The 14,460-nt window shown below is 56.4% G+C and carries 8 protein-coding genes; 1 reads left to right on the top strand and 7 read right to left on the bottom strand.

The features are described from left to right. Positions 1-47 precede the first annotated feature (47 nt). The 5 genes from BCM02_RS02220 to BCM02_RS02200 all read right to left on the bottom strand — a co-directional run bounded on the left by BCM02_RS02220 (position 48) and on the right by BCM02_RS02200 (position 10,347). On the bottom strand, positions 48-6,254 hold the full coding sequence (locus BCM02_RS02220; RefSeq protein WP_148927410.1) for a DUF4962 domain-containing protein: 6,207 nt from the start codon (positions 6,252-6,254) through the stop codon (positions 48-50). A gap of 91 nt (positions 6,255-6,345) precedes the next feature. Continuing rightward, positions 6,346-7,533: a saccharopine dehydrogenase family protein gene (locus BCM02_RS02215; protein WP_148927409.1), complete on the bottom strand. Its 1,188-nt coding sequence runs from the start codon at positions 7,531-7,533 to the stop codon at positions 6,346-6,348. Positions 7,534-7,714: 181 nt separating this feature from the next. Then, complete coding sequence (locus BCM02_RS02210) at positions 7,715-8,371, bottom strand: GntR family transcriptional regulator (RefSeq protein ID WP_187433973.1); 657 nt, start codon at positions 8,369-8,371, stop codon at positions 7,715-7,717. A gap of 263 nt (positions 8,372-8,634) precedes the next feature. Beyond that, the gene (locus BCM02_RS02205) at positions 8,635-8,922 is read right to left on the bottom strand and encodes a hypothetical protein (protein WP_148927407.1); all 288 of its coding nucleotides are present in this window, start codon (positions 8,920-8,922) and stop codon (positions 8,635-8,637) included. A gap of 423 nt (positions 8,923-9,345) precedes the next feature. Next, the gene (locus BCM02_RS02200) at positions 9,346-10,347 is read right to left on the bottom strand and encodes a hydroxyacid dehydrogenase (protein ID WP_148927406.1); all 1,002 of its coding nucleotides are present in this window, start codon (positions 10,345-10,347) and stop codon (positions 9,346-9,348) included. 87 nt (positions 10,348-10,434) lie between these two features. On the opposite strand from BCM02_RS02200, the gene BCM02_RS02195 reads away from it, so the two are divergent. Beyond that, positions 10,435-11,613, top strand: a complete 1,179-nt coding sequence (locus tag BCM02_RS02195) for a CdaR family transcriptional regulator (protein WP_148927405.1) — start codon at positions 10,435-10,437, stop codon at positions 11,611-11,613. Here BCM02_RS02195 and BCM02_RS02190 read toward each other — a convergent pair. Further along, positions 11,604-13,088, bottom strand: a complete 1,485-nt coding sequence (locus BCM02_RS02190) for an aldehyde dehydrogenase family protein (RefSeq protein WP_148927404.1) — start codon at positions 13,086-13,088, stop codon at positions 11,604-11,606. The two genes, BCM02_RS02195 and BCM02_RS02190, sit on opposite strands and share 10 nt — an antisense overlap. Continuing rightward, on the bottom strand, positions 13,085-14,275 hold the full coding sequence (locus BCM02_RS02185) for an LL-diaminopimelate aminotransferase (RefSeq protein WP_425466137.1): 1,191 nt from the start codon (positions 14,273-14,275) through the stop codon (positions 13,085-13,087). The genes BCM02_RS02190 and BCM02_RS02185 overlap by 4 nt, the downstream gene beginning before the upstream one ends. Between the last annotated feature and the right edge of the window lie 185 nt (positions 14,276-14,460).

The following is a 14,460-nucleotide window of genomic DNA, read 5'->3' as shown; positions in this document are numbered from 1 at the left end:
ACCCGATTGGAATAAAGCGAGGCCGACGTTACCGCGCTGTAATTACTTCAGTTCACGATGACGGTCATCTCTTGGCTTTCGGTGACGCCGGCCGCGTTGATCAGTTCGGCTTTGTAGAGATACGTGCCTGCCGCCTTCCCCGTTATCGGCGTACTCGCCGATTGGGCGTTGGGAGAGTTCGCGGTCAAGGACTGGGTGTCGATCAACACGTCATTCTCGTACAGCTTGTAAGTCGTACCGTTCGTGCCCCACCACATGTTCATCGTCACGGCGTAATCCCCGTTCGTATCCCAGTTATCATGGGAGAGTTCCGGCTTGCCGGAATTGGAGTCCTTGACGGTGACCGTGACCGGCGTGCAGGCCGTGGCCCCGCGCCCGTTCCGAAGCTCGCACGTATACACGTAGGTTCCGTTCGGCTTGCCCGATACGGTCGTTACTGCGTTCTGGGCGTTAGGCGTTCCGTCGGCAAGCCGCTTCGTATCGATCGCCGCGCCGTTCTCGTACAGCGTGTAACTCGTGCCGTTCTGGCCCCACCACAGATTCATCGTGATCGTATAGTTGCCGTCATGAAGCCCATTCGCATGACCGCTGTTACTGGACAGCACCGCAGCTCCAGGGACCGCGGCAGCACTCGGCACTAACGCGTCTATGGCGGCTTGCAAGCTCGCGGCAGTCGCGTCCACTTGCTCTTGCGTTGCGGCAGCGTCATCGTTCACGGCGGTCGATTGCACTAATGCCGTATGCAAATCAGTCCATGACGCCGGTGTATAATCCCCCTCATTCAGCGCTTGGGCAGTGGCGATCTTGGCGGCAAGCGCCGACTTGTCTGCAGGTTCGCTTGCTTCCGATTCGACCAATCCGACCCAGTCCAAGTTCATCGGGCCCTGTACGTTCCACATCGTCACCGTAACTTTGCCTGCCGTTAGGGCAGTGCCGGTCTCGATCCGCAGCGCCTTCCAATATTGCGGCTCCGTTCCCCAGTTGAATGTCTTCTCCGCCTTGGCGGTGTACAAGTCGCCGCCGATCTGGATCAATCGAGTCGTCAGCTCGCCTTCCGGCATATCCCAGCCGGCTACGTATTTCAATACGAGATCATATTGCCCGGACTCCGGCACGTCGAGCTGCCAAGTGATCGATTGGCCCTTCTGACTCCATGCCGCGACGCCGGTGCCATTGGACAAGAAAGCTCGCGACGTATAGACATCGAATTTTCCGCCGGCCGTGGACGTGAAGAATTCCGCTTCCTTGAAGGAAGCCAAGCCGTCCTTCACCGCGTCGTAATCCTCTTCCACCACCGTCTCCGTCAGATCTCCGGAACCAGCCGTTCGGAGCCGGAGCGTGCCGCCGGTCCCGCGGAGAATAACCTCCGGAGCCGCGTCGAGGTAGATCGTGGCTTTCGGCGAACCGAATTTGGAGAACACCAGCCCTTCCGGTGCTTCCAATACTTCGTACAATCCGCCCGGTACATTCGCGAGATTCCCCCATCCTGCCGTTCCGCCGTCATACGTGCCATGCGCCTTCAACGTAATCGGGGTGTTGACGCCGTCGAGTTCGACATTCAGCGTCAAGGGAGATTGCGGTCCGGGAACCGAACCGCCATATAGATGGAAGCGGTGATCGCCGCGTCCGGTCCGAACGGTCAGCAACTGGCCATTCTTTTCCATATGAATGCCTCTTTTGTTCAGCGCTTCCTGTACGTCCCCTCCGAGTTGAACCGGTTGGTAATGCGCATCATGGAGAACGGCGTCGCTTGGAACGCGGACTTGAACTTGCATATCCGTCGCGCCCGAGACCGTGAGCTCCTCTTCGTCGATGACGACCGTGGCCGGAACGTCGGACTGAATAAGCGTGACGCCGTCCTTCACGAGCTTCGTTCCGCCGACCAACATGAAGCTGCCGTCCTTCTCCGTTACGGCGATTCCGTCGAACTGCATATCGCCGGCTGTCACGGAACCGCTCTCGGACAACCGCACATACACGCGAGTCCCATCCGCGAACACGATGCTTTGGTAAGCGCCGTGGTTCGCTGATTCTGTGATTTCGAGCGGATCCGAGCCCGCGCGGTAAGGCTGGAACGTCGAGACGAGCGTCGCGTTCTCCGATTTGGGGAACTTGAACACCGCGTGCCGTTGAAGCGGTTTGGAAGCCCAGCTGCCGGTCGGCATCACGACTTCTCCTTGCTCGGTCAAATACTGATCGGTCGCGTCTGCGTCTTCCACGGTCGGATAATGGAATTTCATGTCCAAGGCCGCCCCGTTCTGCGTGATCGAAGCGCCTTGCCCATCCGCGTCGAGCGTCAGATCCGTCATCGCATGGAGTCTGAATTCGAACTGCGAGCCGCCTTGATCCTTCGCTTTCAGGTTGTCGACGACGACGAAGGCATTCGGTTTGACGTAGATGATGCTGCGCTGCGCTTGCGTTATCCCCGGGTGATCCGGATCGTTATAGGTATTATACGATTGCGTCGCATCCCCTACCGTCGCATCGAACGACTTGCTTGTGACGAAGCCGGTAATTTTGCCCGAAGCGCTCATATCGAGTATCTTCTGGCCCTTCCCTCCATCATAGGTGATGGCATTATGCGCCAACGTCGTTCTCGTGAACCCTCTGTCGTGGACGCTCAAGTAGCTGTCGTAATGACCGGCGTCGATCGCCAGCTGTTCGCCGTACGCGTTGATAATGAAGCTGTTCTGGTCCGCATGATTGTGGTTGTAGCTGCCGTACTGACTCGACTTGAAGTAGAGCGACACGCGATCCGGATCGTAGAGACTCGAGTGCATGGCCACCCAATCCGTGTCCTTCTGCCACTTGGCTGTCGGCATATCGACCGGTGGTCTGCCTTCCAGATCCGGGTCTCCGTAAGCGAATCCGAACAGATAATTCAAGTCCCGACCCGAGCTGAAGGAATCCGCATACCACTGGATGACCGGGTTCTGATAGACTTGCGCCGTCCGCTGCGCGTTCATTGCATTCGATGCATGCATGAGGTTGAACGTATCGTCGCCGAATACGCCGTTCGGCTGGCCGTGCGGCATGTAGTACAGGCCGAAAGGCTGCTCGTTGCGCGAGAACGCCTTGTCGTATATGTTGAGACCCGAGGCGGCGAGCAAGACATCGGAGAACGCTTTGTCCCACAGATGCGAATATTGCCAGTACCCCGTTCCCGATGCCCATCCGCCGTCATCGCCGGCGACGGGAGGGAAAATATTGATCCGGGCCGGCACGGCTTTCTCGAACCAGTCTTTGGCCAGGGTTGAGAGCGGAACGCCGTTCACCGGAAAGTCGTCGTGCAGCAGCGCGATCGAGATGGTGCCTACGTAACCCGACGCCGTCCATCCGTGGGAATTCCATGGATTCTTGTACAGGGAGGAAGAGCCGAGAATGCTGTTCACGAGCACTTGCGTACGCCCGATGGTCATCGGCAGAATCTTCTGCTTATCCTCATCCGAGAGAAGCGGATAAATCCAATCGTAGACGATCGCTCCTTTGTACGCGATGTCCCGGAAAGACTGATCGACCTGACGATAGTTCGTCGCTCCCTCCGGATCCCACTTCATGATGTTGATCAGCCGCTCTTTGGCGAAATTGCCGTACGCCTCGTCTTCCGTCACGAGATAGACGAAAGCCGCGGACAAGATGAGATTCGTCTCGGCCGTCACGGCCGCGGTTACCGCATTCACGGCGGCCACGTAAGCCGGGTCCTGCATGTTGACATAATCCCGCGGGAAATTCAATTCCGGCTCTTTCGGAAGAGGAGCCGCCAAGTTCGCGTTCTGCTTGACGCGATCGAAAATCGGCTTGCCGATTCCATCCTTGTAAGCCCGGAAGTCTTCCAGCTCTTCTGCGTTGGTCAACACGCGAGGATGCGTCACTGGCACGTTCGCGAACAATTCATCCAACTCCGGAACGAGGAAAGGCACGGCGTCCGGCGTCAACCGGAATTTGCGGCTGTCGCTCCAATCCGACCAGCCTGCGGTAATATGGAACCTGACCCGCCAAAAGTAGGAGTTGCCCGGCTCTAGGGCGGTCGGCAAATTGTGGAGATTGACCTTCAAATCGTTCTTCGCGTAGACGGGCTGGCTGAACGAGCCGTCCGTTGCCGACGCGATTTGGAATTCGTATTTATCGGCCCCGGCGATGTAAGGCCAGGCGAAATCCGGCGCATTCTGGCTGGTGACTGCCTGATGGGCAGGCCTGAAATGCATGTACGTGCCAGGCACGAGATTCGTCGGCCAGTTCAGCGATCCCTGCGGCTCTTCGATGACGGGCCCATCGGCCGAACGAAGCTCCGCGGAGTCGAACACGATCGTCGATTGATCCTCCGCCGAGGACCACAGCAGCACCCGCGCGAATGCCGTTCCCGCCGGCGTGGCACCTTCGGCCGCCAGCTCCTGCCAGCCCGCGGCCGCCACTGAGCTCGAGTCGTGTTGTCCGATTAAGCCTCCGTCCGTGTTGTAATATTGGAGACTAAGATTGGCCGTCCCCGACGTGACATTCGCCCATACCGCCGCCTTATAGTCGATATCGCCGATGTGGGGAATGAGTCCGCTGCGCAGGCCGAACGGCAGCTGGCTGCTTGCGTCCGTCACTTTCACGGCCCTGGCGCCGTGATAGACCGGATCGGTAACGGAAGCTGCGCTTCCCGCCAGCTGCCCGTAGACGCTCCAGCCGTCCGGTAGACCCGAAGCCGCCTGCTCGAAGCTCGCGTTGGCGAGCAGCTCGTCGCTTCGCAAACTCACCGCGTCGACATAAGCCGTCGTTGGAGAGGTAGCCAGATTCTCGTAAATATAAACGACCGCATGATGGCTGAAAGCTTCCGATGGCGCAAACGACAAGGAAAGCGTCTGCCAGCCGGAAGTCGTCCCGATGTCCGTGCCCTTCTGCTCGAATTGCCCCGTGGCATTGTAGGCCCGGAACAGCAGGGACAGCCTGCCCTGCTCCACCTTCGTCTTCAGGCTGACGGAGTAAGTCTCGCCGAAGCGGATAGGTATGTTCGGGGTCTTGACGCCGACTTCCCGGTTTCCTCCCGTTCCGTCATCCCTCATTTTAAGGCTCTTCGTCCCTTCGAATACGGTGGAAGTATCCAAGGAAAGGTTGGCGGATTGCGCCGCAACGGTCGGAAGCCAAACGGCAGGCAAGGCACCCTGCGCCTCCTCGAATCCGCCGTTCGCGATCCATACGATCGGCGCTTGCGGCGTCGGATCGTCATAACCCGTAATCCGGAGCTCAGCGGAGTCGAACGTCACGACCGACTGCTCCGTCTCACCCGACCATGCCAGCACCTTCACCGACGTCGCCTGCGCCGACGGCGTGCCTGTGACGGCAAGCTGCTGCCAACCCGTCGATGCTGCGGCGGAGACATCCTCACTGCCGATTAGCGTGCCTTGCGCATCGTAATATTGCAGCGACAGGGAGGCGGAACCGGACGACACGTCGGCCCATATGGCAGCCCGATACGATGCGCCCGCCAAGTGGGAGACCGCCGAGCTTTGGATGCCCAAGGCATCCTGGGCGCTGGCGTCGTTCACTCGCACGCCTCGGACGCCCTCATACACCGCGCTCGTGACAGAGGTTACGCCGGAAGACGGCGATCCATACACGCTCCAGCCGACCGGCATGCCGCCGGACACCGACTCGAAGCCCGGATTGGCCAGCAGTTCGTCGCTGGTCATCGTGACAGCGTCGATGTAAGCGGTCGTCGGTGCTACACCGCTGCCTTCGTATACGAAAACGACCATTTGGCGGCTGTAATCGGCAGGCGGCGAGACGGTGACTGTGAGGTCCTTCCAGCCGCCCCCGGCGTTTGCCGAAGCGCCTTTCTGCTGAAAGCCTCCGCTGGCATTGTAATAGCGGACCAACAGAGTCACGCTTCCTTGCGTGACGTTCGCTTTTAAGCGGACCTTATACGTCTCTCCGAAGCGGATCGGAATTGCCGGCGTTTTGACGCCAACCTCCCGGCTCCCGCCGGTTCCGTCGTCAGTGAGCTTCAAGCTTCTGCTGCCTTCGGATACGGTCGTCGCGTCCGAAGTGATATTCGCTTTCTGGGCGGCTACGGTCGGGATCCAAGTGACGGGAAATTGGTCGTTATCCAGGTTCTCGAACCCGCCGTTCACGATCAATTCCGGACCCTGTGCGGGCTCTGCGGGAACTGCGGCGTTAACAGAGGACGCGGTGCCTACGCTCGAGAATAAACTGACGAGGATGGCGATAACCAGCAAATACGATAATTTCTTGTTTGCCATTGGATGAATCATTTGTTCACCTCTTCTTCATTATCGATTTTTCCATCCATTAAGAAGCGCTTCTTCTCATCACCCCTTTCTATTAGCCGCTCCCTACGTGCTTCTACAGGCTCACGATTGGCTGAATGCGTTCTTGGATGACGATGTCTCGTTTGTGCAGCTCCTCGATGAAGGATAGATAAGGAACATCTTTGGTCGTGCGCATCAAGCCGCTGCCTCGAATGTCGCCGCGGGCAATCATCTGGGCGATAATGCTTGCGGTGAAGCCGACGGTTCGGTTCATCGCGAACAAGCCTGTGCGCGTATCGCGATAGTCGACTAAGTCGAAGGTAATCTGTATATCCTCGTTATCCTTGACGCCTGCTATTGTATTTCGCATGAGGACGATATCCTTCTCCTCTTCCTTGTAATGCAGCTGCGGCTCCAGGTGCGCTCTCATGAACGCATGCGGGGTAAGAGACGGGGACAAACCCGCCACCGGCTCGTCGCTCAAAAATTGCAATTGTTTCAACGCATGCCATAGCTGCGCGTGGCCGTTCCATCTAATGTACCGTCTGGATGTATGGCGGAGCGTCGCGGAAATGCCCAATATATCGGCGAATACCATGGCGTCCCCGTTGACGATCATTTCCAATTCGGCGTCGATGCCGGGGAAATTCAGGGTCTCCACCCATTGCGGGGCATGCTGATCAGCGGCAGGTATATCGATAACGACCCCGTTCTTCATGATTTTCCCGGGGCGCTTATGAGAGAGCAGCACGCCATCCCATATCCAAGTTAGTTTGTATTTGAGAGGATTGTCGATTGCGGACGGTTCAGGTAATCCCCCGCAGTACGAATGCAATTCATAGACGTGATCCAGCTTGCCGACGCCATATCCGCATAGAATCAAATCAATGCCCGGGTCCAGTCCGGCTTCAGGCATAATAATCATGTTTTGGGCTGCGGCCTTCTCATGAATCCCTTCCGGTAAAGCGCTTGCATAAAACGTGTTGACCACCGACACGCCCGCTTCCACCGCCGCCTCGGAGACGACCCCAATGAAGGAAATCGGCAGCAAATCGATGACGACATCCACCTGATCCCGCATCAGCTCCACGAGATCCGCTTTGTTGCTCGCATCCAATTTCGTCAACCGGATCTTGCCAAAATCCAAAAACTTGCCAAAAGGCAAGAGTTGCTCCGGCCGAACGTCGGCGCACACGATCTCGCGCGCTTCCGGACTGCGGCACAAATCGTAAATAACGGCTTTCCCTTGCATTCCGGCTGCCCCTAATACCAAGTACTTCATCAATCAGGCCCTCCCCAAATTGTTCAACAATATTGTTGATCTATTAACGATGCTATACCCGCTTGCAGTCAATGTCAAGATAAAGATCGTCGGGTCCGGAAATCCAACCTTTCGTTCAACAAACAACAAAAAAACCCGATCGCCAGGACCGAGTCTAGTGTTCATATGTAGTTGAAAGGAGTTAAAAGATATCACCTAGGTTGCTAAACTGGATATTGTCAATTTGCAGACTTTTCATCGCATTCGCAATATGCGAACGAACTTTCATGCCGGCAAGTTCTTCATTCCTGTCTCTAAAGATCTGGATCAACTCACGATGTTCCGCTGCGCCGGGCGCGGTTTGCGGCGAAGTATGAAAGAACACCATCTCGTACAACATTAAATAAATATTGGTCTGATCAATCATTCTCTCGGCGAATTCGATTAAGAACATGTTGGCGCATTTGCGAATATAGGTCATATGGAAATCTTTGTTAACCTGCAGATATGCTCTAAAGTCGGAGCTTTGGATCGTCTCGCCTTCCTCATCGCACAATCTTTGCATGTGCTCGTAATCGGTCTCGTCCATATATGGCACGGCCAATCGCGCGGCCAGCTGCTCCAGTTCCATGCGAATCTCGTAGGCTTGAACAATCTCCTCTTTGGTAGGCTGAATCACGAACGCTCCGCGATTCGGAATGACGTTGACCAGCCCTTCCTCGGCCAGCTTGCGTATCGCGCCGCGAATCGGCGTCCGCCCTACATTCAACTTGTCGGAGATGACGCTCTCCACCAATTGATTGCCTGGCGCCAGCTGCCGCTTTAAGATCGAATCCCGCAACTTTTGATAAATAAACATCTCTATCGTTTCCTTGGATTTGCTCATTTATGTTAATCCCTTCCGCCGCGCCAGTTTCGTCCAAGGAATTTAACCGTACAATTTCATTGAACAATCCCATTATACCGATTTTCATACGGTTACAAAAGATGCGTTGTCCTTCGCAAACGGTTGATGTGACACCGATTGCTTCCTCAGCGCACATAAGTTTTGTCATTTTTCAGCAAAAAAAAGTTGACCATCTTCATCACTAGATGGTCAACTCGACTTCACTCCGCTATTCCCTACTTACCGCTATACTGCTTATTCGCCGCTTCAAGCATCGACGCCCAACTTGCAAAATCAGTTTCCCTGACCACATGCCGGTCAAAAAGCTCGTCATGGATGTTTCTAATCTCGTCGTGCGTCGTGGCTTGGAAGTTACCCTTCTCAAGGAATTCCGCAAAACTGTTAAATTTCGAATGCTTCTTCATAAACGATTCATTGAACAATTTGTCCAGCTCAATCACGTTCTCGTCTTCCTGAACCGTTTTTTGGCCTTGCAACTCCAACAATAGATCATCGAACGACATGGGTTTATGCTTTCTCAGAATACCACTCCTAATTCATTATTTTGGTTACCAACCTGCTTGCCTGCCTTGTGGAATCATGATGCTGGCAATGAGCCACGGATCAAAATCAGCGTCCTCGCCATCTACATAGGTATCATAGACATCAAGACGCATCTTACTCCTTAATCGGTAATCCTTATACCGGTTAACTATATCATAATCCGACTTGCCTATCCTGTTCAATTTGATTTCCGGCAAATTAGATGCGAATGGAAAGGACCGGACAACAAAAAAGCCGATCATTATGACCGGCTTCTGCCTAGCTCCTGAACGAACGACCTTCCCGCTGCGACCACCCGGTCTACGGTCGCGTCTGCGATGTCCACGGCCAAACCTCATCGATCGTCGGGCTCTGAGCCAATTCCTGGACGACATCGGATCCGGTCATGCCGGTTCCCCTTTCCAGCCGTTCAGCGCTTCCGGGTTGCCGATATACTCGGGCCGTTCTCCCTGCAGCACGCGAATCACGTTACGCGCCACCGTCGTCGAGGTTATCGCGTTGCATTCAACGGTTGTTCCCCCCACGTGAGGCGTGACGATTACATTCGGCAAAGACAGGAGCGGATGATCGCGGGCTGGCGGCTCCGGATCGAACACGTCCAGTCCCGCGCCGGCGATTCTTCCATCGCGCAAGGCCTCATATAGGTGCTCCTGTTGGACGACCGCGCCGCGAGCCGTGTTAATGAGGTACGCCGACGGCTTCATCAGCGCGAACAACCTTCGATCGATGGAATGTCGGGTCTGATCGTTCAGCGGAATATGCAGGGATATGAAATCGGACTGCGCGAAAATCTCCTCCAGACAGGTCGTCAGCACGACTCCCAGCTCGCGCGCGACACCGTGCTTGGCCGGTTCAATCTCCCGAACCCAAGCGGTCACGTCCATTTCGAAGCCGTGCTTTAACCGTTTGGCCGTTTCCTGCGCGATGTGACCGAAGCCGACCAAGCCGGCTTTTTTTCCTTTGAGCTCATAGGTCGGCATGCGGGTTCGGGACGAGTAGTCGCCTTTGCTCATTTCATCATGGAAGCGGATCACGTTCTTGCTCAGCGCCAGGATCAGCATCACGGCGTGCTCTGCGGTCGATACTTTGCTGACGGAAGGCGCATGGAGAACCGGAATTCCTTTGGCCGTCGCATACGCGACATCGATGTTATCGAGCCCTACGCCCGCGCCGGAGATCACTTTCAGGTTCGGTGCCGCGTCGATCACCTCGCGCGTAATCCGCGCCGGGGCTCTTAGCACGATCCCCTCCACATCCTTCGCCAGCAGGCAGAGATGCGGAATATCGTATTGATCGGTTCGCGTGACGTCAGCCCCTTCCCGAAGGGCGATTTCGCCTTGCTCGTGATACATCGATAGAACTTGCAACACTTTCGGTTTGCCCATTCTCGAAGCTCCTTTCCTCGACTGCCGCGATGGCAAACATGCTATAATGGGCTCCATACCCCCGTCAGGCGAAGGAGCGATACGTGCATGATTCTCGAGCATATTGCCCAAACGATCGTCGACAACACGAGCGACATTATCGGCTACCCCATCATCATCACGGACGAGAAAGGCAGCATCATCGGCTCGACGGACCGCAGCCGACTGGGCAGCCTCCATATTGCCACGATCGACGTCCTGCGCCGAAACCAGCCCGTCTCCTACGGAGAGGAGGATGTCAAAGGGCTGGACAACGTATTGCCCGGCATCGCGACGCCAATCGTCGTCAACGACAAGGTCATCGGCGTCCTCGGCATTGCCGGCATTCCGGATACCGTCCGCAAATACGTGCAGCTGGTGAAAAGCCATGTCGAATTGATGTTTCATGAATCGTTCAAAAAGGAAACGACGGTGCTCGAGTCCAAAGCGCTGGATACGCTCGTTCAATATTTGCTGTACGCCAACCGGCATGACGAAGCCGATCCGATGCTCGAATACGGCAAAATGCTCGGCTACCGGTTCGATCTGGATCGCATCTGCGTCATCATCGAGATGGATTTGCTTTCCCTGCATGTACCGGGACTGGACAAACATTCGCTGCCATATTTTCAACGAGAATTGATCGAGCAGGTGAAGCATCTATTCGTCGACCATCGGCAAGATATCTTCTCGCTGCTGAACCTCGAACGGTTTATCGTGCTCAAAGCCGTTCTCCCGCATGAGCGGGAAACGATCGTGCAGAAGCTGGAGAATCGGATGCATCGGCTCAATCATTTTACGCAGGAGAAGCATCAAGCCGGCGCGTCCGTTGCGATCGGGAACGTCAAGAACGGCGTGAACGGGATCAAGGAATCGTACGAGAATGCCGTCCGAACCTTACAAGCCGGCAAACGGAGCCAGCTTCCCGCCAAGTTCTATAACTACAACGATTGGGATCTGACATTAGAGCTATTAACGAAAGAACTAACCCCGTACATCATCGACAAACTCGCCGGCCAGCTGGGCGGGCTCCGGAATCACGGCAGCTACGAGACGTTGGCTTCTACGTTCCTGTCCTATTGCAAATGCAACATGAACGTGAGCGAGACGGCACGCACGTTATTCATTCACCGGAATACGCTGCTGTACCGGCTGGATAAAATCTCGGAGCTGACCGGCCTCGATCTCTCGACCTTCGAACATTGCCTGCTTCTGTATGTTGCCATCCACAATGGCCGTCATCCGTAATTGTCGATCTGGGCCCGCTGCAGCTTCCCGCTGTAATCCACGTAGATGGACTTCCATTCCGTATACACGTCGAGCGAGGCGACGCCGGAGTCCCGGTGCCCGTTGCCGGTTCCTTTGGTCCCGCCGAAGGGCAGATGAATTTCGGCGCCGCTCGTTCCGGCGTTCACATAGACGAGCCCCGTATCCAAATCCCGCATTGCCCGGTAGGCTTGGTTAACGTCGCGCGTATAGATGGCGCTGGACAGACCGAATTCCACTTGATTGTTGACCTCGATCGCCTCTTCCAGGCTTCGGACCGTTAGGATCGATGCGACCGGCCCGAAAATTTCTTCGCCCGCGATCCGCATATCCGGCGTAACGTCCGTAAGCAGCGTCGGCGTATAGAAATGCCCTTCCGCCAGACCGCTCTCCGTCGCGATCCGCCCGCCGCAAATCAACTTCGCCCCTTCCTCCAAGCCAAGCCGCACATAGCCGTCGATTCGCGTAAGCGAAGCGCGGTTAATGACCGGACCGACGTGAACGGACGGATCGAGCCCGCTGCCCAGCTTTAATTGCGCGATTCTCTCCAGCAGCCTGACTTCCAGCTCCTCCTTGATCGCTTCATGCGCGATGACGCGGCTGCATGCCGTGCAACGTTGGCCGCTGGTGCCGTACGCGCTCCACAAGATGCCGTCCACGGCCAGCTCGAGATCGGCATCGTCCATCACGATCACGGCGTTCTTGCCGCCCATCTCGAGCGACGTCCGCTTGAGCAGCGCGCCCGCCCGTTCATTGATCCGCTTGCCCACCTCGTTCGAGCCCGTGAAGGAAATCAAGTCGATGCCGGGATGCTCTAACATCGCGGCGCCGACGACGCTGCCGGATCCGTGGACGAGATTGACCAAGCCTTTCGTCAGCCCGGCCTCTTCATAGATCTTGACGAATTCGGCCGCAATCATCGGCGTCTCCGAAGCCGGCTTCCAGACGACGGCATTGCCGGCTACAAGGGCGGGCAGCGACTTCCATGACGCGATCGCGATCGGGAAGTTCCATGGGGTGATCAACCCGGCAACCCCTATCGGCACCCGGACGCTCATGGCGAATTTATCGCGAAGCTCGGACGGAACGGTATCGCCGAACAGCCGGCGCCCTTCCCCGGCCATGTAATACGCCATATCGATCGCTTCCTGGACTTCGCCTCTCGCTTCCGCTATGACTTTGCCCATCTCGCGCGTCAGAATTTGGGCCAGCTCTTCTTTTCGCTCCTTCAGCAATCGCGCCACGTTATAGAGAACGTCCGCCCGTTCGGGGGCCGGCACAAGCCGCCACGACTTCTGTGCTTCGGTGGCCGCTTGAACGGCAAGATCGACTTCCTCGGCCGTTGACTGGGTTACTTCCCCGAGCGTTTCTCCCGTCGCCGGATTGATAACGGGCACGAATTTCCCGGATGACGACGCCTTCCATTCGCCATGGATGTAATTCACGATCTGTTTCATTGGACTCCTCCATCGAGTTGCAATTTTTGTTTGATTCTGCTCATGGCGTCTTCCAGCCGCTCATTCGGCACCGACACGGATAGGCGAACGTACCCGTCTCCCTCCGGACCGAAGGCGCTCCCCGGCGTCAGGATGACGCCGGTCTGCTCCAGGACGCGCGAGACGAACTCGGCCGACGTATATCCGGTTGGAACGGGAGCCCAGATGAAGAAGCTGCCTCTAGGCAACTGCGCCTTGACCCCGATTGAGGCTAATCCGTCCAGCACGACGTTCATCCGTTCCCGATAAATCCGATTGTGTTCGGCGATGGAGCGTTGGTCGCCGTTCAACGCGAAGGCGGCCGCTTTCTGGATGGGCGTGAATTGGCCGGTATCCGTATTGTTCTTGATCGTGGCCAAGGCCTTTAAGATGTGCCGGTTGCCGACGACGTAGCCGATGCGCCAGCCCGTCATATTGTAGGTTTTGGATAACGACCCGAATTCGACCGCGATCTCCTTGGCTCCTTCGGCTTGCAGGATGCTGGGCGCTTGATACCCGTCGAAAGTTACCATGTTGTAAGCCGAATCGTGCGCGATCGGAATCTCATGCTTCCGCGCGTAGGATACGGCCCGCCCGAAGAAGTCGGGATCGACCGTCGCCGACGTCGGATTGCCGGGATAATTCAGGAACATCAACCGGGCGCGCTCCGCCGTGTCGCTCGGAATCGAATCGAACCTCGGCTCGAATCGATTGGCTTCCGTCAGCGGCATGCCATAGGCGCGCCCGCCCGCAATCGCCGTCGCGACCCGATACACCGGGTAGCTCGGATCGGGAATAAGCACCACGTCGCCGGGGTCGATTAAGGCCGGAATCAGATGAGCGATCCCTTCTTTCGATCCGATCAGCATAAGCACCTCGGTGTCCGGATCAAGATCAACGTCATACTGCCGCTTATAGAAACCCGCCACCGCCTGCCGGAATTCCGCGCATCCGATGAAGTTCGGGTATTTCATGTTGGCAGGGTTGCGCATCTCCTCGATCAGCTTCTCGACAATGTGCCGCGGGGTCGGGAGATCCGGGTCGCCGATGCCCAAATCGATGACATCGATGCCGGATCGGACCAGCTGCTCCTTCTTCGTGTTCAATTCCGCGAATACGTACGGAGGGATTTGCGCTACGCGGTTGGATTGATAAAGCACGTCCGTCATCACCTCTTTTCTTCCCTAAACGTACCTTTTTTGGACAACGGGAAACGATGGAAGAATTGCACAAAAATCGGCCGTTAATCGGGCCTAAATTCCGTATTCTTTTGACATTCCCTCGCGGACGCCAAGCGGTGTTAAACTATATCAAGGTACACGCTTACTACAATTGGAAGATTCGGAACCAGGCG

It is taken from the genome of Paenibacillus methanolicus, from assembly GCF_008124765.1.
GTDB classification, from domain to species: domain Bacteria; phylum Bacillota; class Bacilli; order Paenibacillales; family Paenibacillaceae; genus Paenibacillus_Z; species Paenibacillus_Z methanolicus.
Note: the sequence above shows the minus strand (reverse complement) of the source record. Positions and strands in the feature narration are given on the sequence as shown.

What these genes read in the sequence shown, in the direction of transcription:
- BCM02_RS02220 (WP_148927410.1), bottom strand. Translation starts at nt 6,254, where the DNA reads ATGATTCATCCAATGGCAAACAAGAAATTATCGTATTTGCTGGTTATC.
- BCM02_RS02215 (WP_148927409.1), bottom strand. Translation starts at nt 7,533, where the DNA reads ATGAAGTACTTGGTATTAGGGGCAGCCGGAATGCAAGGGAAAGCCGTT.
- BCM02_RS02210 (WP_187433973.1), bottom strand. Translation starts at nt 8,371, where the DNA reads ATGTTTATTTATCAAAAGTTGCGGGATTCGATCTTAAAGCGGCAGCTG.
- BCM02_RS02205 (WP_148927407.1), bottom strand. Translation starts at nt 8,922, where the DNA reads ATGTCGTTCGATGATCTATTGTTGGAGTTGCAAGGCCAAAAAACGGTT.
- BCM02_RS02200 (WP_148927406.1), bottom strand. Translation starts at nt 10,347, where the DNA reads ATGGGCAAACCGAAAGTGTTGCAAGTTCTATCGATGTATCACGAGCAA.
- BCM02_RS02195 (WP_148927405.1), top strand. Translation starts at nt 10,435, where the DNA reads ATGATTCTCGAGCATATTGCCCAAACGATCGTCGACAACACGAGCGAC.
- BCM02_RS02190 (WP_148927404.1), bottom strand. Translation starts at nt 13,088, where the DNA reads ATGAAACAGATCGTGAATTACATCCATGGCGAATGGAAGGCGTCGTCA.
- BCM02_RS02185 (WP_425466137.1), bottom strand. Translation starts at nt 14,275, where the DNA reads ATGACGGACGTGCTTTATCAATCCAACCGCGTAGCGCAAATCCCTCCG.